We start from the raw sequence: 17,705 nt of genomic DNA, 5'->3' as shown, positions 1-17,705 counted from the left end.
CAGCCGCACCTCCAGCCGCAGCGCCGCCCGCCGCCCCGCCTGCCGCAGCGCCTCCCGCTGTCGCGGGGACCAGCCCGGCGGCGGCCAGCGGGAACACGGCCGCGAACGCCACGGCCGCACCCGCCAGCGCGCGCACGCCCCGCCTCTCCCAAGCCGGCCCGTACGCCGCCGCGGCGGCCGCCTCCAGTTCGGCGGCGAACGCGGCTGCGCCCGGCGGGCGCTCCTCCGGAGACTTGGCCATCCCCCGGACGATCAGGTCGCGCAGCCCCGCCGGCACGCGGTCCGCCGGTACGGCGCCGTGCAGATGGCCGGCCCGCAGCGCCGCCAGATCCCCGGAGAACGGCCGGCCGCCCGTGACGCACTCGAAGAACACGCAGGTCGCGGCGTACACGTCGGTGGCCGGCGAGGCGGGCCGCCGCTCCCACTGCTCGGGCGCCATGTACGCGGGCGTCCCGGACCCGGCGCCGTCCCCGGCCGCGGTCGCGATCCCGAAGTCGATCAGCTTGCTCAGCCCGTCCGCCCGGACGACGACGTTGGCGGGCTTGTAGTCGCGGTGCACCACGCCCACGGCGTGGGCGGCCGCGAGGCCCCGCAGGGACCCCTTCAGTACCGTGAGCGCCGCCTCCGGCTCCAGCGCGCCGTGCTCGGCCAGGATCCGCTTGAGCGAGACCCCGTCCACCGCCTCCATCACGAGCGCGGCCCCGCGCGCGGCGCTGACGAACCGGTAGAGCCGGACGACGTGCGGGTCGTCGACGCGCCCGAGCATCACCGCCTCCGCGCGCAGCCGCTCGATCGCGGCGTCGTCGCCGTCCCGGCGGACCAGGTACTTGATCGCGACCGGTGCGCCGGCCGCCGCGTGCCGCGCCAGCACCACCCGGCCCTGCGCGCCCGCGCCCAGCTCCCGCACCTCGGTGAACCCCTCGACCCGCCACGGCGGCGCCTCAGCGGACGGCGACGGCCCCACAGGCGGCGGCCCCGCGGCGGGAGGCCCAGCGGACGGCTGTTCCGCGGAAGGCGCCTCAGCGGGCGTCTCAGCGGGCTCCACGGCGGACTCCACGGCGGACGGCGGCTCGGCGGGCGCGGGGGCGGGGGCGGCCTCGGACGGTTCGGCGCCGGACGGCACGGCCCCGGACGGTTCGATCATGCCCCTCAATCTGGGGCACCGGACGGCCCTCGGCAACCGGTGATCGTCCGTGCCCCCGGGTGTCCGGATGTGGCCGCCGGGGCGGGGCCCCGCGCCGGTCCGTCCGGGCCCGTTCCACGCCACGGATCGGCGCTGGCGAGCGGGGATGGAATAGACGAAAACGCGGAAACGTTGGGTCCAGTGATCGGCTATTGGTGTATGCAACTGACGGTCGGTACACTGCGTGGCGGAGTGTGACCGCACGCAGCCACAGCGAGTGACTGCTTTCAACCCCTGACTGCGGTCGCCGAGACATTTTGATTGACGGCTGGTCCCTCCCGCGCGAGCGCGCGGCCACAGGAAGCGATCGGCGGACGCGCCCGGACGGCGGAGTCCCGCCGGCGGCCACTGTGACCTCGATCGAGAGCGCCCCTGACGGGCCCGCCCACCGGCATCCGGCCGACGTGGGCGCCGAGCCGCGCCGCACCGGGGAGCGAGGACCCCGCATATTGGAGGCTGAAAGCCCTGACTACCTTTCGTGAACTCGGGGTCGTCCCCGAGATAGCCGATGCCCTGCAGGCCGAGGGCATCGTGGAAGCGTTCCCCATCCAGGAGCTCGCCCTGCCGATCGCGCTGGGCGGCCACGACATCATCGGGCAGGCCCGCACCGGCACCGGCAAGACGCTGGCGTTCGGCGCGGCGCTGCTCCAGCGCATCGAGCACGGCGGCAAGAAGCCGCAGGCGCTCGTCGTCGCGCCGACCCGCGAGCTGGCCCTGCAGGTCACCGACGACCTGCTGGTCGCCGGCGGCAAGCTCGGCACCCGCGTGCTGTCGGTGTACGGCGGCCGCGCCTACGAGCCGCAGATCGACGCGCTGCGCGAGGGCGTCGACGTCGTCGTCGGCACCCCGGGCCGGCTGCTCGACCTGGTCAAGCAGAAGCACCTGGACCTCTCGCAGGTCGGCGTGCTGGTGCTGGACGAGGCCGACCGCATGCTCGACCTCGGGTTCCTGCCCGACATCGAGCGGATCATCGACCGGATCCCCGCGCAGCGGCAGACGATGATGTTCTCGGCGACCATGCCGGGCGAGATCGTCGCGCTGTCGCGCCGCTACCTGACCCGGCCCACGAACGTGCGGGCCGAGTCGCACGCCGAGTCCGACGCGACGCCGCAGGTCGTCCAGCACGTCTTCCAGGCCCACCAGATGGACAAGCCGGAGATGCTGGCGCGGCTGCTGCAGGCCGAGGGCCGCGGGCTGACGATGATCTTCTGCCAGACCAAGCGGGCCTGCGACCGGGTCGCCGCCGACCTGGCGCAGCGCGGCTTCGACGCCGCCGCCGTGCACGGCGACCTCGGGCAGAGCCAGCGCGAGCGGGCGCTGCGCGCGTTCCGCAACGGCAAGATCGGCGTGCTGGTCGCCACCGACGTGGCGGCCCGCGGCCTCGACGTCGACGACGTCACGCACGTCGTCAACTACGAGTGCCCGGACAGCGCCGACACCTACGTGCACCGCATCGGCCGCACCGGCCGCGCGGGCAAGGAGGGCGTCGCGGTCACGCTGATCGACTGGGCCGACCTGACCCGGTGGAAGCTGATCAACAGCACGCTCGACCTGCCGTTCGCGGCGCCGGAGGAGACCTACTCCACCTCCCCGCACTTCTTCGAGGCGCTCGGCATCCCCGAGGGCACGAAGGGCACCCTGCCGAAGGAGCACCGCCACGAGCGGGCCGGGCTGGACGCCGAGGAGCTGGAGGACATCGGCGAGACCGGCAAGGTGCGCAGCACCGCGCGCCGCGAGGAGCGGGAGCGCCCGCGCCCCCGCCGCCGCAAGCGCGCCCGGACCCGCACCCGCGGCGGGAAGCCGATCGAGGGCAAGGCGACCGAGAGCGGCGCCGCCGCGTCCGCGGACGGGGCGTCCGACAACGTCGTCGACGCCGTCGCCACCGAGCGCAAGCGGAGCCGCACCCGGCGCCGCACCCGCGCCGGCCAGCCCGCCGCCGACACGACCGAGGCCACCCAGACGGCCTGACGATCACGCGACCGCGAGACACGGCCCGCCCCGTGCTCTCGCGGTTGTCCGTTTTCCGGGCATGGCCCGCCCGCCGGAGCGGCGGTCGTCAGCGACCGTTGTCCCGCATGCTGAGGGCGGTGTCGGGGTGGTCGGTGACGAGGACGGCGACGCGCGGGTCGCCGAGGAAGCGGCGCATCAGCGGCTCGGCGTTGACGGTCCAGATCATCGCGGGGATCCCGGCGCGGCCGCACTGGCGCAGCACCCCGACGCGGGCGAGCCGGTGGTTGAGCGCGACCATGTCGGCGCCGGCGCGGCGGATCTGCCGCAGCGGCGCGAGGTCGCGGGCGACGCCCGGCTCCCACAGGTTGCGGCCCACCGACAGGGCCGTCCGGGTCCGCGGGAAGCTCTTCTTGATCTCGACGAGCGAGGTCACCTCGCGGGTCGTCACGACGAACCGGCCGGGCCCGAACGCGTCGATCGCGAGCGCGACGGTCTCGTGCTCGCAGCCGCGCTCCTTCAGGTCCAGGTGGCCCTGCGCGCCGGACGCGGCGATGATCTCCATGGCCTCGTCCACCAGCGGCAGCGGCCGGGGTGACAGTTCCTTCGCCCGCCGGTAGGACAGCCGTGCCAGCGGCAGCCCGCCGACCTCGCGGTCGTGGTGCACGACGAGCCGCCCGTCGCCGGTGCGCCGGACGTCGATCTCGACGTACTCGGCCCCCGAGCCGACCGCGTCCCGCAGGCCGTTCAGGCCCGCCTCGTCCCGCCGATGCGCCGAGATCGCCGGCTTCGCTCGCACGCTGCGACGCTACCACCGCGGGGTTTCGGGCCGGTGGCCGGCGGATGCCCGTTTAGTATGGTTGCACTCCGTGAGTACGCCCCGGTTCCTGACCCTGCCCCCCGGCGTGAGCCGGACGATCGTCGAGACGTCCCGCGGCCCGTTCGCCGTGCTGGAGGCGCTCCCGGGGTCGCGGGTGCCCGAGCGGTGTCCCGCCCTCCTCGTGCCGGGCCTGACCGGCAGCAAGGAGGACTTCCTCGCGATGCTGCCGACGCTCGCCGCGTCCGGCCGCCGCGTCGTCGCGATAGACATGCGGGGGCAGCACGAGACGCCGGGCCCGGACGACCCGGACGCCTACGGCCGCGCGGCCCTCGGCGCCGACCTCGTCGCGCTGCTGGAGGCCCTCGGCCCGGACCCGGTGCACCTGGTGGGGCACTCGTTCGGCGGGCTGGTGGCGCGGGAGGCGGTGCTGGCGGGGCCGGCGCGGCCGGCGTCGCTGACGCTGATGAGCTCCGGGCCGTCCGCCGTGACGGGGCCGTCGGCGGACAAGGCGCGGGCGCTGCGGGACGCGATCCCCGAGCTGGGCATGGCCGCGATCTGGAGCATCGGCATGGAGCCCGACTACGTCGCGAGCGGCGTCCAGGCGGAGATCCTGGCGTTCCTGAAGGACCGGACGCTCGGCAACTCCGAGGCCGGGCTCGTCGGGATGTCCCGCGAGATCCTCACCGCTCCCGACCGCGTGGACGAGCTCGCCAAGCACTGCGGCGACACGGGCCTGCGCGTCCTCGTCCTGTACGGCGAGGACGACGACGTGTGGGACCCGCGCGTCCAGGCGGAGATGGCGGAGCGGCTGGGCGCGGCGAAGGTCGTGATCCCGAGCGCCGCGCACTCGCCCGCCTGGGAGGCGCCGGAGACGACCGCCGCCGCCCTGTCCGACTTCTGGAACCAGTCCGAGCACACGCTGAAGTGATCCCGGCGGGCCGCGGCGCGCGCCGCGGCCCGCCAGGGGCCGCTCAGACGGCCGCGGTGAACAGGTAGTTCATCGGGAGGCCCTTGGTGTCGCGGGCGAGCGGCGGCCACGGCCAGCGGCCGAACGAGGCGCCCTCCTCGCCCGGCAGCCGCACCTCCCCGGGCGTCCAGCCGCACGCGGCGAGGACGTCCTCGGGGCGGTCGCTGCCCCACAGCCAGGGGCAGCCGTCGGCGCGCAGCCGCGCGAGGCCGTCCCGGGTGAACTCGCTGATCATCGACTGGTGGGACAGCAGGTCCCCGGCGAGGACGCTGCCGGGCGCCGACAGCGCCGCGAGCCGGGCGAGGAGCGCGCGGGCGGCGTCCTCGGCCAGGTAGAACAGCAGGCCCTCGACGATCCACAGGGTGGGGACGGACGGGGTCCACCCGGCGGCGCGCAAAGGCGCGTCCCACGGGCCGGTCAGGTCGGTGCCGATGCCGCGCCGGTCGCAGCGGTGCCGGACGTCCAGCTCGGCGAGCCTCTTCTCCTTCCCCTCCATGAGGTCGGCCTGGTCGAGCTCGTACAGGACGGTCCCGGCCGGCCAGGCCAGCCGGGCCGAGCGGGTGTCGAGACCCGCCGCGACCAGGACGACCTGGGTGTGCGCGGACCTCGCGATCACCTCGTCGAGCCAGCGGGTGCGGATGGCGAGGAACTCGGTGGTGCCGGGGTTGTCGTAGCGTTCCCAGCGGGCGAAGCCCTCGGGACCGGCGAGGGCCTCGGCGAGGTCGTCGGTGAACAGGGCGTCGGGGCGTCGGGACTCCACCGCGCGGGCGGCGGCCGTCCAGCGGGCCGTCGCGGACACGCCTTCCATGGTCGTTCTCCTTTCGGCGGCGGGCTCGGCGGCGGCTCAGCGGCGGCCGGCGGTGACGGCGTCGACGAGGCGGCGCATCGACTCGGGGAGCCGGGCGGGCGCCATGTTCCCGTCGGCGTCGGGGCGGACGCAGGCGACGCGCTGCTCCCCGGTGGCGACGAGCTCCTCGCCGCCCGGGCGCTGCCGCCAGTACTCGAACCTCATGGTCATCTGGGTCTGGCCGACCTCGCCGGGCGTCATCCGGACGATCACCTCGTCGAAGATCGTCAGCTCGCGGAGGTACTCGCACTGGCAGCTGACGGTGAGCAGCCGCACCCCGTCGCCGAACCCGGCGACGACGTCGGGGGTGTACTCGCGCAGGCAGAGCTCGCGGGCGCGGCCCTGCCACCTGATGTAGTTGACGTAGTTGACGTTGCCGAGCAGGTCGGTGTCCTCGATGGTGACGACGTGCCGGTACTCGTAGCCCCTCACGCTTCCTCCGTCAGGACGGCGAGCACGACGGGCTCCGCGATGCCCCGGACGCCGGTCGCCATGGTCGCGACGCGGACGTTCCCGGCGGCCAGCACGGCCCAGCCGTCCTCGTGGGTGGAGTGCAGGGTGAACGGCGTCCCGGCGGGCAGCCCGGCCTTGACCGCCGACTCGCCCGCGGCCCACACGCGCGTCGCGGCCGTGTCGAAGTCCTCGGCGTTCTCGGATTGCTCGGTGAGTGCTTCGGCGAGGGCGAGGCCGTCCGCGCCGAGCAGGCCGGCCCAGGCGTCGCGGTCGCGCGCGGTGACCAGCTCCAGGTCGCAGCCCGGGGTGCTGGTCGCGAGGGTGACGCCGGAGCAGTGCGCGACCGACACGGTCTCGCCGCTGCTCGCCTCCGGCTTGCCGTCCGGGCGGTGCCGCAGCGCGACGTCCCCGCCGAGGAGGCGCCGGACGATCAGCCCGGCGACCTCGCGCCGGGACGCGCCGTCCGGGTCGGTGTCGACGGCCGCGCGCCCGGCCAGGCCGAACGCGACGAGCGCGTGCTCGACGTAGGGGCCGAGGAGGGCGGGCACCCAGCCAGCGGGCAGCGGGAACTTCTCCACCATCCGGGTCGTGAAGCCCTCCCAGGTCTCGATCAGCTCGCCGTCCGCGTCGGTGACCTCCATGTCCCAGCAGTCCTCGGCCGTCCGGTAGCGAGCGTGGACGAACGCGGGCGTGGCGCCGGCCTGCGGGCCGGGGACAAGCCGCCGCACGCCCGCCGGGATCGCGAGGACGGTCGGCGCGCACAGCGCGAGCGGCTGCATGTAGGCGTCGCGGGCGGCGGGGTCGCCGAGCAGCAGCGTGGCGGGCAGGTAGCGGCCGAACCAGCCGACGCGGGTGTCGGGCAGCAGCCGCGCGGTGACGTGCGTGGCGTCGGCGCGCCGGATGTCGCCCATCAGCCGGAACCGGGGGCCGTGGAACAGCATCGGCCCGTACAGCTCGGTCTGCGGGTCGATCGCCATCGGCGGCAGCGCGGCGTCCTCCGGCCGGACGAGCCCGTTGCCCTTCGGCGTCGCGGCCGGGGCCTCGCAGACCGCCCGGAAGTGGTCCACCTGGAAGCTGGTGGTGCTGCACCGCACCACGGTCGTGACGGCGCCGGACTCGTCGCGCAGCGCCGCGACGCGGACGGTCACCGCGGCGTCCTGCGCGATGGCGATCGCCCGCAGGAACTCCACGTCGGTGAGGACCGGCGCGGCACCCGCCCCCGAGCCCGCCTCGGTGTCGAGGCCGAGCAGCGCCGCCGCGGCCTGCGCCATGATCTCCATGCCGACGGTGCCGGGCAGGACGGCCTCGGTGCCGCCACCGAACACGTGCTCGGCGAGGTACGGGTCACTCGCCCAGGTGACCTCGGCGTCGGCGACCAGCTCGATGCCGGGGTAGTTCACCCGGGTCCGCTCCAGGAACCGCAGCAGCGGCGGCTCGTCCGCGCCGAACGACACGGTCGGCATCTCGCCGAACCGTCCGGTGACGACGGCGACGACGGGCGCGTCCGGGTCGGCGACCAGCGCGCGCAGCATCGCGACGCCCTGGTCCGGGGTGATCGTGGTGACGCCGGCGCGGGACAGGTTCTCGACCGACCCGAGCCGCTCGCCCATCCCGACGCCCGACCACAGCGACCACTCGACGGCGCGGAACCGGCAGTGCGGCAGCTCGGCGGCGAGCCGCTCGACCAGGTCGCTCTGCCACTCGTTGGCGACGGCGTAGTGGGCCTCGCCGCGCAGCCCGGCGCGTCCGGTCATGCTGCCGAACGTGACGACGAGCCGCAGCCGCGCGGTGTCGACGGCGGCGAGGACGGCCTCCAGCCCGGCGACCTTGGGGTCGATCGTGCGGGCGTAGTCGTCGTCGGTCAGCTCTTCGAGCAGCTTCGGAACGTTGCCGCCGGCGCCGTGCAGGACGGCGGTGACCGTCCCGAGCTCCGCCTCCGCCTCGGCGACGATCGCGGCGACCCGGGCGGCGTCGGTGACGTCGGCGCGCAGGTAGCGGGCGGTGACGCCGGCGGCCCGCATGCGTTCGAGGTTGGCGGTCAGCTCGTCGTCGCCGGCCGGGTCGGACCGTCCGACCAGGGCGAGCTTCGCGCCGCTCTCGCGGGCCAGCGCGAGCGCGCACTCGGCGGAGATGCCCTTGCCGCCGCCCGTGACGAGCAGGACGTCGTCCGGGCCGAGCGGCAGGTCGGTGCCCTGCGGCGCGACCGGCGCGAGGACGGGCTCGCGGCGGACGCCGCCGTCGTGGATCACCTCGCGGAACCGGACCGTGGCGGCGGCGTCGGCCGCGACGCGTCCGGGCGTCGCGGGATCGGCGAGGTCGGCGGACACGGCGGTGGTCGCCACCCAGGGCGCCTCCAGGTGCAGCGTCTTCGCGAACCCGGCCGCGCCGGGCCCGTCCTGGACGATCACGCAGCGCGTCACGTCCTTGCCCGCGAGCACCGCGCCGGCGCCCGCGCGCAGCGTCGCGAGCCGCTCCTCTCCGGGCGGGACGATCACCAGCACGCCCTCGCCCAGCTCCGCCGCCTCCAGCGCCTCGCGCAGCGCGGTCGCGGCCGGGTGGTCGCCGACGACCTGCCAGGCACCCGGGGTGCGCGGGGCGGCGCGTCCGGGCGCGGCGGTCTCGCGGCGGTCCACCGCGAACGCCCGCACCCACGGGCCGACCCCCGGCGGGACGATCTTCGCGGCGGCGGCCTCCGCGTCGTCGCCTCCCGCTCCGCCGGTCGCCACGAGCTCCTGAAGCGTCTCGGCGACCTGGCCGAGCGTCGCGGTCGCGTAGCCGGTCGGCGCGGCGGTCTCGGCCAGGTCGAGGGTCCGCATCGCCTCACCGACCAGCTCCGACACCACGATCGAGCTGAGGTGCAGGTCGTCGAGGAACTTGCTGTCCGCCTGGACGGCCTCCAACGGGAACTCGGCGCGGCGCGCCACCAGCGTGCGCATAAGCATCAGCGGGTCGCCCGTGTCGACCTCACCCGGGACCTCACCGGCCGGCGTGCCCCCGCTGGCGGCCGCTCGCGCGGACGCGGCGGCGAGCAGCCCCGCGTCCACCTCCGGGACGTCCTCGCAGAAGTTGTAGATGAACACCGGCTCGGCGTCCGGGTCGAACGGGCGGATCAGCCGGTCGGCGAACAGGTCGGCGACGCGGACGCCCGCGCCCGCGGCGAACGCGGCGCCGAGCGCGGCGAGCAGCCCGCCGAGCGAGTCCTCGTCGGTGCGGGTCGCGACGGCCGGGACCCCGGTGATCTCCCGGGCCAGATGGGTGAGGACCTGCCCGGGCCCGACCTCGATCAGCAGGTCGGCACCGTCGGCGGCGGCCGAGAGCGCCTCGGCGAACAGGACCGGCGCGGTGATCTGCTCGCGCAGCAGGCCGCGCAGCTCGTCCGGCGCCGTCGCGGCGGCCAGCGGCGCACCGGTCACGGTCGAGAACACCTGGCGGCGCGGCCCGGCGAGCGGCTCGCCGGCGAGGCGTCCGGCGAACGCGTCGGCGGCGGGCGCGACCAGCGGCGAGTGGAACGCGTGCGACACCGGCAGCCGGACGGCCTGCAGCCCCGCCCGGGTCGCGCGCCCGATCACCCGCAGCAGCCCGTCGGACGGCCCGGACACCACGGTCTGCTTCGGCCCGTTGTGCCCCGCGATGACGACGCCGTCGTCCTGCTCGGCGAGCAGCGCCGCGACGGTCTCCGCGCCGGCGGACACGCCCGCCATCGACCCGCCGTCCTCGGCCAGCTCGCTCATCGTCGCGCCGCGCGCCGCCGCGATCCGCAGCAGCGCGTCCTCGTCGAGGGCGTCCGCCCAGTGCAGCGCGGTGATCTCGCCGAGGCTGTGCCCGACCGCCGCCTGCGCCTGCACGCCGAGCCCGGTCAGCACCCGCAGCCCGGCCGCCGACGCGGTCGCGATGCGCGGCTGCGCCACCGCCGTCTCCACCTGGTCGGCGCCGGCCGGCAGCGCGGCCGCCTCGTACAGCTCGTCGACCGCGTCGAAGCGGCGGCGCAGCGCCCCGCCGTCCGAACGGGTGCCCGAACCCTGGCCCGGGAACAGGAACACGATGCGCGGCAGCCCGCCCGGCCCGCCGACGAACACGCCGGCCGCCGGGTCGATGTGCCGGGCGGTCTCCGCCTCCGCGAGTTCGGCGACGCGGCGCAGGCTCGCCGCGAGCTTCGCCGGGGCGCTCGCGACGACGGCGGCGCGCCACGGCCGCCGGTCCAGCCGTCCGGCCAGGTGCGCGGCGAGGTCGGGCAGCTCCGACCGCGCCGCCGCCTCCGCCACCGCGGCCAGCGCGGTCGCGCGCTCGGCCAGCGCCGCCGGTGAGTCGGCGTCCAGCGCGAACAGCTCCGCGTCCTGCGGCGAGTTGATCACCGACCGGGTGCGGTTGCCGACGCGCGCGCGGCGGGACGGCCGCGGCGCCTCGACCACCACGTGCGTGTTGATGCCGCCGAAGCCCATCGCGCTGACGCCCGCGCGCAGCGGCACGCCCTCCGGCCACGCCTCGCCCTTGCGCAGGACGCGCAGCGCGTCGCCGCCCTCGTCCAGCAGCGGATGCGGCCGCTCGCACCCCGTCGTCGGCGGCAGCACACCGGTCCCGGCCGCCTTCACGCCCTTGATCAGCCCGGCGATGCCCGCCGCCGCCTTCGTGTGCCCGATGTTCGCCTTGATCGAGCCGACCGCCGCCGGGACCCCGCCCGCGCCCGCCGCGCGCCGCGCCTCGATCAGCGTCTCCAGCTCCGCCGCGTCGCCGACCGCCGTCCCGGTGCCGTGGCCCTCGAAGTAGCCGACCTCGTCCGGGCCGAACCCGGCGCGCCGGTACGCCCGGTCCAGCGCGAGCCGCTGCCCGTCGGTCTCCGGGCGGGTGATGCCGCCCGCGCCGTCGGACGACACGCCCCACCCGTCGACGAACCCGTGTACGTGGTGGCCCCGCGCGACCGCGTCCTCCTCGCGCATCAGCACGACCATCCCGCAGCCCTCGCCGGGCCAGAACCCGGCCGACCGCTGGTCGTAGACCCGCATCTCCTCGACGGCCAGCGCGCCCGCCCGGGAGAACCCGATCAGCTCCGTCGCGTCCACGCTGATGTCGACGCCGCCCGCGACCGCGAGGTCCATGTCGCCGGAGACCAGCGCGTTGCAGGCGGTGATGACCGACAGCAGCGACGACGCGCACGCGCCGTCCACGACGTAGCCGCCGCCGTTGAAGTCGAAGTGGTTGCAGATCCGCCCGGCGATCGTGTTGGACAGCCCGCCGGCCAGCGAGTCGCCGTCCGGCACCGGGAACGGCGCCTTGTAGGAGTGCTCCAGCTCCGCCAGCAGCGCCGCGAGCCGGTCGCCCGCCACGTCGTCCTTGAGCGCGTCCGCCACCACCCGCCGCACGTACGGCCAGCGCAGCCGCATCTGCGCCGCCCGGATGCCCTCACCGGTCAGCGAGTTGCCGACCAGCACCCCGGTGGTCTCGCCCGGCGCGCCGCGCCCCTCCGGGAACCCGGCGTCGGCCAGCGCCTCCGCCGCCGTCTCCAGCGCCAGCCAGTGCGTCAGGTCCGCGTTGCGGAACGTCGACCCGGCGACCTTGAAGCGGACCCGGTCGAACTCCCAGTCGCGCAGCAGCGCGGCCTCGGTGATGTAGATCTGGTCGGCGGCGTCGCGGTCGGCGCTGTAGTAGTCGTCCAGCCTGATCCGCTGGGACGGGATGCGCCGGAACGAGCGGCGCCCGGCCAGCACGTTGTCCCACAGCTCGCCGGGGGTCGCGGCGTCCGGGAACCGGCACGCCATGCCGACGATCGCTATTCGAGAACTCACGGAAAAACCCTCCATAACGCGGGGCGGCGAACGGTCTGCTGTTTCCCGCGCGACGGAATCCGGGCATGCCGGAATGACCACCGCGCGGATGAGTGAAAGAAATACGGCGACCGCCGCGAATGGCGTCCCGGGAGCGCGCGGGCGACCACGCCGGCGCCCGCTCCACCCCAAGATCAACCTAAGTTACTCGACTGTAGGCAAGCACTCTCGCCGACGTCAAGCGGCCGGACCCCTCGACCGATGACAAATTTTCGCCCCACTGGAAGCCATTCTCGGCCCGGCCGTCCCCGCACTGCACGTTTCCCCCCGACCGCCCCTCGAAGAGGTCCCCCATGCCCTTTTGACCGTTTCGCTGCACACACCGCGACCGCGACGCCGCCGACCGTGATATCGCACCCATTTAATGGACGGCGAAGCCAATAGCCCCACCCCCGGAAAATGAAAATTCAACCGTCCCGCCGCGAGGATCGTCACACCCCGCGACCGGAAAGCCGCACACCGGAACCGGACTGCTCCTACGCTGGGAGCATGCCGGTGGATTACCGAGCCCCGAACATCAACGCGCGCAGCCTCGGGCAGCAGCTGCGGAAGATCCGGGAGCTCCTCGAGCTGTCCTACCCCGACGCCGCCGCCCTCGTCGGCCGCGACGCCGACTGGCTCGCCCGCGTCGAGACGGGCTTCGGCGACGCCACCCCCGAGCAGGTCGGCGCGGTCCTCGACGCCTACGGCGTGCCGGACAAGGTCCGCGCCGTCCTGGTCGACCTCGCGGCCCGCCCCGCCGGCCCGCCCTGGCTGGCCCGCCACGTCGGCCGCCTCAAGGCCCTCGTCCGCGACATCTACACCGTCGAGTCGGAGTCCCCGTACATCCACACGTTCGGCATCTCCCGCATGCCCGAGCTCACCTGGTGCGAGGAGTACGCCCGCCTGGTCTTCGGCCACCGTGAGACGGACCCCGACGAGGAGTGGGACCTGCTCCGCAACCGCCAGGAGCACCGCCCCTTCGGCGAGCCCCGCACCCTCGACGTCATCATCGACGGCTACATGCTGCAATGCCCCGGCCCGCACGCCGGCGTGCTGCACGCCCAGGTCACGCACCTGCTCGACCTCGCCGCGGGCGCCCACGCCACCGTCCGCGTCGTCCCCGCGGGCGTCGGCGCGTACCCCGGCCTGCACGGCGCCTTCGACGTCCTGGAGTTCCCCGGCGTCACCGAGCGGATCTCCCTCGTCCACTCCGCCCTCGGCATCGACACCGCCCAGGCCGACCTCTGGGACACCTGGAAGCTCGTCGAGGAGAAGGCCCTCACCCCCGCCGCCTCCCGCACCCTCCTGGAGACCACCCGAACCACCCTCGCCACCCAATAACGACGGCGTCGCCTCGGTGCCGCCGCGGCGGCACCGTGGCGACGGACGCGGGTCACGGCTCCCGGTTCTGCGACCCGTACCAGAACCCGATCACCGCGAGGACAAGCAGGACGCCGCTCCCGAACGTCCCGGCGGCGAACTGGACGGCGTCCGCGACGGAATGGCCGTCCGACCCGCGCAGGACCCCGGCGGCCCAGCCCGCGTTGCTCCCGATCAGCAGCGCCACGGTGACGAACAGGGTCCGCAGCGTGTTCGACGATGCGTGCATGACGGTCTTCTCCCAGATCGTGTGCTCGATGCGAAGGTTCAGCGGGCGGACAGCAGACCGGTGACGAGGCCGGCGGCGAGCGCGTCGCGGGTCCGCGCGGCCTCGTCCGCCAGCGCGCGGTGCGCCGTGACCTGCTCGTCCAGGGCGTGCACCGCGTCGCCGACGCGGCGCTGCTCGGCGAGCGGCGGCAACGGCAGCCGCCACTCCTCGAAGCGCCCCTTGCCGAGGGACTGGATGACGGTCGCCCTGGCGGCCAGGTCGCCGATCCGCCCCTGGGCCGCGGGCGCGGACAGGTAGGCGAACAGGTAGCGCGGGTCCAGCTCGTCCGGCCTCCGGCAGCGCAGCCGCGTCAGGTTCGTCGCGTAGATCCAGCCGGTCTCGCGGGGCGTGACGAGCGCGACGCGGCCCGCCGACCCGGTTCGGACGACCAGGAGGTCACCGTCCTCCACCCGGAAACGCACCAGCCGCTCGGCCTCCTCCGGGTCGATCAGCTCCGGGTCGGACGCGATGACGCGCCCGCCCCGGATGTGCTTGGGGGCGATGAGCGGCACGCCGCCGTCCGAGCGCCGGACCTCCTTGAGCCGCGTGCCGCTCGGCCCCGGTACCGCGTCGCACAGATCGCCCAGCCGCACGACCGGCCACTCCGCGGACGCCCCTTTCGCCGCTTCGACCCGGATGCCGTCGACCGCACGGTCCGCGATGACCACCCGCTCCCGCGCCTCGCCCAACGCGTCGGCGGGCCGCGGAACCGGCACGTCCGCCGGCGCGGTGCCGGACGCCTTCTCGGCGTAGTCGGACGGACTCAGCGAATATCCCTGCGTCCGAAGCTTCTCGACGGGCACCGACAACGCCGTTCCCGCGCCTTCGAGCAGGTCGGCGAAGCCCTCGTCGCCGTTCTCCCAGGACTCGTGGCATTCGACGATCGAGGCCCACTCGCGGTCGGTGAGGAAGCGGCGCCCGCCGCGGGTCGTGCCCATCCTCGCGGCGTCGACGAGCAGCACCGGGCCGCCGGCCGTCCCCGGCGCGGCTAGGAACCAGACGGTCACCGCGATGCCGGTGGCCGGGAACAGCCGCCCCGGCAGCCAGACGACACAGGTCACGGCGCCCCGCTCGACCATCGCTCCGCGGATCGCACGCTCCCCGGCGTCGCCGGAGTCCGCCGCCGCGTTCGGCATCACGACCCCGGCCCGGCCGCCCGGCGCCAGCGACTGCCAGACGTGCTGCAACCAGGCGAGATTGTCGTTGCGCGCCGGAGGCGTCCCGAAGGGCCAGGCCCGATCGCCCCAGTCCCGGCCCGGCCGGTTGAACGGCGGGTTGGTCAGGATCCGGTCGAACCTGCGGTGGTCCGTGCCCGTCCAGGGGGTGGCCGTCCCCGTCCTGAGTTCGGCGCGCGTGCAGTACAACGCCAGCTGCAGCTCCGCTAACCGCAGAGACTCCTGATGCGGGCTCTCGCCGGACAGCTCGGCCTCGCCCCCGGCCGCGACCACCGCGACGAGCGCCTCGCCCGCGCGGGCGTACGGATCGTGCCAGCGGAGCGGAGGCCCCGATGGGTCGGGGAGCAGGACGCCCGCCATCATCCGCATGATCTCCGCGGGCGTCGAGAACTCCTCGCTCCCCCGCCGCACCGTTTCCTCGAACCGGTCAACGAGCAGCCGGAATCCCTCCCGTCCCAGCCCCTCGCACAACCGCACCACGTGCGCGATGTCGCCCGCGTCCTCCGTCCGCAGCGCGCCGAACGCGGCTTCGGCGCCTGGACGGATCCCGTTCCTGCGCAGCGCCTTGTCGCTCAGCGCCCCGAGCTCCCTGAGCAGCGCCGCCGGCGGCCGCTGCTCCTGGACGGCCTCCGCGACCAGGTCCCGCACCCGCGCCCAGGTCCGCGCCGCGCAGCCGCGCAGGAAGATCATCGTGGCGAGAAGCGTCAGGTAGGCCGCATGCGGGCCGGTCCCTCTCACTCGATCGGCAGGCGGCCCGTGCAGTTCGTCCAGAATCTTCTTCGCCCGGTCCGGATCCTCGGGGCCCGCCGTGCCCCTGCCTGCCTCACCGCGCCCCAGCGCGCGCCGCACCCGTTCCGCGTAGGTCGTTCCCTCCGCCTCACCGCGGCGCAGATTCCCCACCGGCACGGTACGGCCCTCGAGCCACCGCACGACGCTCCCGAGCTCGAAGAGCTCCAGCTCACCGGACACCCGCGGCTTCGGGAACCCGACGTGCCGCCGCTCCCAGTTCGTCACCGTCGCCCGTTTGATCCCGGCCAGCTCGGCGATCTCGCTCCGCTTGACCAGCCGCCCGTCTGCCACATCCATGAGCGCCTCTCACCTCGTCCGCTCGGCCTCGGTACGAAGAGGACGCTAGGCACGATGCGTCGAAGGCACAACATCGCACCTCAGTGCGACAACCACCGTGCAGGGCTTGTCCGTGCATCGTCGATCGACATATCCCGCTGCTGATATGCAGTAACAAGCTCTCAGAGATCGTCGGTATGCACGCAGCCTCACGCAACGACTGATAACCCATCTGTCAGCTCTCTGTTGAGACTACCGTCGCTGGCGCGCTCGTCCCGTAAGAGATCACGACCTCGGCCGAGCGAACGGGCAGGGAGAGCGCGGCCGGGCCGTCAACGCCGCCCGCCGGGAGGTCCACGCTGTAGGACATGGAATCCGGTTACACGGAGCGGTGGACTCTTGTGGATCAAGGAAGCGCCCAGGACTACCGAGCGGGAAGGCCTTTCCACACCTGCGAGAGGCTCCGCCTAGGCGGCTCGCGGAGGCGATGGTCATACTCGGGGGATGGGGAAGAGTTATGAGCGTATTGAGGGCAGGCTGCGGGAGTTCATCGAGGCGCAGCACATCTTCTTCACCGCGACGGCGCCGCTGGACGGGAACGGCACCGTCAACCTCTCGCCGAAGGGCCTGGCCGGGTCGTTCGCGGTGCTCGACGAGCTGACCGTCGCCTACCTCGACTTCGCGGGCAGCAACGCCGAGACGATCGCCCACCTGCGGGAGAACGGCCGGATCACGCTGATGTGGTGCGCGTTCGACGGCCCGCCGAACATCGTGCGGGTACACGGGCGCGGCGAGCCGGTGTTCCGGGACGATCCGCGCTGGGGCGGGCTGATGCGCCACTTCCCGGACATCGACGTGACCCGGCACGGGCTGCGCGCGATCATCGTCGTCAGGGCCGAGAAGATCCGCGACACCTGCGGGTACGCGGTGCCGTTCATGTCGTACGAGGAGGACCGCCCGCTGCACGGGTCGCGGTTCGCGCGGGAGACCGACGAGTCGCTCGACGCCTACTTCCACAAGAAGGAGCACGTCGCGACCAGCATCGACGGGCTGCCCGGACTGCCGTTGCCGCTGCCGCCGCTCCCCCGCGACGCGTGACCCCGCCCGGCGGGGCCGGGCGCGGGCCGCGTCCCCCGCGCCGCCGAAGGACCGGGTCAGCGCGATCCCCTGCCGTCCGAGCGCGTCCCTCTCGCCGCGGACGACGTCGACGCCGGGGACCGTCGCGAGCGTCTGGAACAGCGCGGCCCGCAGCTCGGGCGGGAGCGTCATGCGCAGCAGGCGGCCGATGCGGTTGAAGACGAGCTGGTCACGCGGCCCCTTGTCGTCCGCGTTCTGGCCCCTGCCGTGGGCGGCGTCGGAGTACAGCCGCTCGCGGAGCGCGGACGGGCCGGTCGGCAGGGTGCGGACGTCGGCGTGCGGCCGCCGGTCGGCGTCGCCGTGCCGGAGGGTCGGCATCCAGCGACCCGGTTCATGGGGATCGCAGTGGCCGCCGTGCCGCTCCGGGAAGGCGCCTCCGGCCGTCGGCGAACCGTCCCGCCGAAGCCAGGTCTTCTGGCACTGCGTCTCCGGCTGGCCGAGGTAGACGATCAGCTCCCTCGTGTAGCTGTACGCGCCCGGCCCGACCGGGGGGCCGCTGCGGGCGGTGGCCGCGGCGTCGCGCAGCACCTCCCCGGCCGCGGCCGTCGCCGACCCGTGGCCCTCCGGCGCCACGACCTGCGCCATCGTGATCGCGACGGTGGCGGCCACCGCGGCCGTCCCGACGAGGAGGCCCATGACCGCGCGGCCGCCACCGGAGGGCG

The 17,705-nt window shown here is 74.7% G+C and carries 11 protein-coding genes and 1 pseudogene; 4 read left to right on the top strand and 8 right to left on the bottom strand.

Annotated features, from left to right (window positions below):
- Positions 1-1,144: serine/threonine-protein kinase (locus tag F9B16_RS39255; protein WP_151545312.1), on the bottom strand; the 1,144-nt coding region annotated here is incomplete at its 3' end.
- Positions 1,145-1,714: 570 nt separating this feature from the next.
- Here F9B16_RS39255 and F9B16_RS39250 point away from each other — a divergent pair.
- Complete coding sequence (locus F9B16_RS39250) at positions 1,715-3,151, top strand: DEAD/DEAH box helicase (protein WP_225992344.1); 1,437 nt, start codon at positions 1,715-1,717, stop codon at positions 3,149-3,151.
- A gap of 88 nt (positions 3,152-3,239) precedes the next feature.
- Here F9B16_RS39250 and F9B16_RS39245 read toward each other — a convergent pair whose 3' ends face one another.
- Complete coding sequence (locus F9B16_RS39245; RefSeq protein WP_151545310.1) at positions 3,240-3,929, bottom strand: glycerophosphodiester phosphodiesterase; 690 nt, start codon at positions 3,927-3,929, stop codon at positions 3,240-3,242.
- Between the two features lie 70 nt (positions 3,930-3,999).
- Between F9B16_RS39245 and F9B16_RS39240 the strand changes: the two genes are divergently transcribed.
- Positions 4,000-4,878 (top strand): alpha/beta fold hydrolase, encoded by an 879-nt coding sequence (locus F9B16_RS39240; RefSeq protein ID WP_151545309.1) that lies wholly within the window; start codon positions 4,000-4,002, stop codon positions 4,876-4,878.
- Between the two features lie 43 nt (positions 4,879-4,921).
- Here F9B16_RS39240 and F9B16_RS39235 read toward each other — a convergent pair whose 3' ends face one another.
- The 3 genes from F9B16_RS39235 to F9B16_RS39225 are packed head-to-tail and all read right to left on the bottom strand — an operon-like array spanning position 4,922 to position 11,997.
- Complete coding sequence (locus F9B16_RS39235; RefSeq protein ID WP_151545308.1) at positions 4,922-5,725, bottom strand: class I SAM-dependent methyltransferase; 804 nt, start codon at positions 5,723-5,725, stop codon at positions 4,922-4,924.
- A gap of 36 nt (positions 5,726-5,761) precedes the next feature.
- On the bottom strand, positions 5,762-6,196 hold the full coding sequence (locus F9B16_RS39230; RefSeq protein ID WP_192809210.1) for an acyl-CoA thioesterase: 435 nt from the start codon (positions 6,194-6,196) through the stop codon (positions 5,762-5,764).
- Complete coding sequence (locus F9B16_RS39225; RefSeq protein ID WP_225992343.1) at positions 6,193-11,997, bottom strand: type I polyketide synthase; 5,805 nt, start codon at positions 11,995-11,997, stop codon at positions 6,193-6,195. Before F9B16_RS39225 ends, F9B16_RS39230 begins: the two co-directional genes overlap by 4 nt.
- Positions 11,998-12,525: 528 nt before the next feature.
- Between F9B16_RS39225 and F9B16_RS39220 the strand changes: the two genes are divergently transcribed.
- Positions 12,526-13,359 carry a helix-turn-helix domain-containing protein gene (locus tag F9B16_RS39220; protein ID WP_192809209.1) on the top strand — a complete coding sequence of 278 codons (834 nt, stop codon included), beginning with the start codon at positions 12,526-12,528 and terminating at the stop codon, positions 13,357-13,359.
- Between the two features lie 52 nt (positions 13,360-13,411).
- On the opposite strand, the gene F9B16_RS39215 is transcribed toward F9B16_RS39220, so the two are convergent.
- Entirely contained in the window at positions 13,412-13,627 is a 216-nt protein-coding gene (locus F9B16_RS39215; RefSeq protein ID WP_151545304.1) for a hypothetical protein, read from the bottom strand.
- 38 nt (positions 13,628-13,665) lie between these two features.
- The gene (locus F9B16_RS39210) at positions 13,666-15,927 is read right to left on the bottom strand and encodes an N-6 DNA methylase (RefSeq protein WP_151545303.1); all 2,262 of its coding nucleotides are present in this window, start codon (positions 15,925-15,927) and stop codon (positions 13,666-13,668) included.
- A gap of 483 nt (positions 15,928-16,410) precedes the next feature.
- On the opposite strand from F9B16_RS39210, the gene F9B16_RS39205 reads away from it, so the two are divergent.
- Entirely contained in the window at positions 16,411-17,004 is a 594-nt protein-coding gene (locus F9B16_RS39205; RefSeq protein ID WP_151545302.1) for a pyridoxamine 5'-phosphate oxidase family protein, read from the top strand.
- Positions 17,005-17,046: 42 nt separating this feature from the next.
- Here F9B16_RS39205 and F9B16_RS54285 read toward each other — a convergent pair.
- Positions 17,047-17,679 (bottom strand): annotated as a pseudogene (locus F9B16_RS54285) (CU044_5270 family protein); the annotation flags it as partial.
- Between the last annotated feature and the right edge of the window lie 26 nt (positions 17,680-17,705).

Source organism: Actinomadura montaniterrae, assembly GCF_008923365.1.
Classification (GTDB): domain Bacteria; phylum Actinomycetota; class Actinomycetes; order Streptosporangiales; family Streptosporangiaceae; genus Spirillospora; species Spirillospora montaniterrae.
The sequence above is the reverse complement of the archived record's forward strand: the minus strand, read 5'-3'. Positions and strand labels throughout refer to the sequence as shown.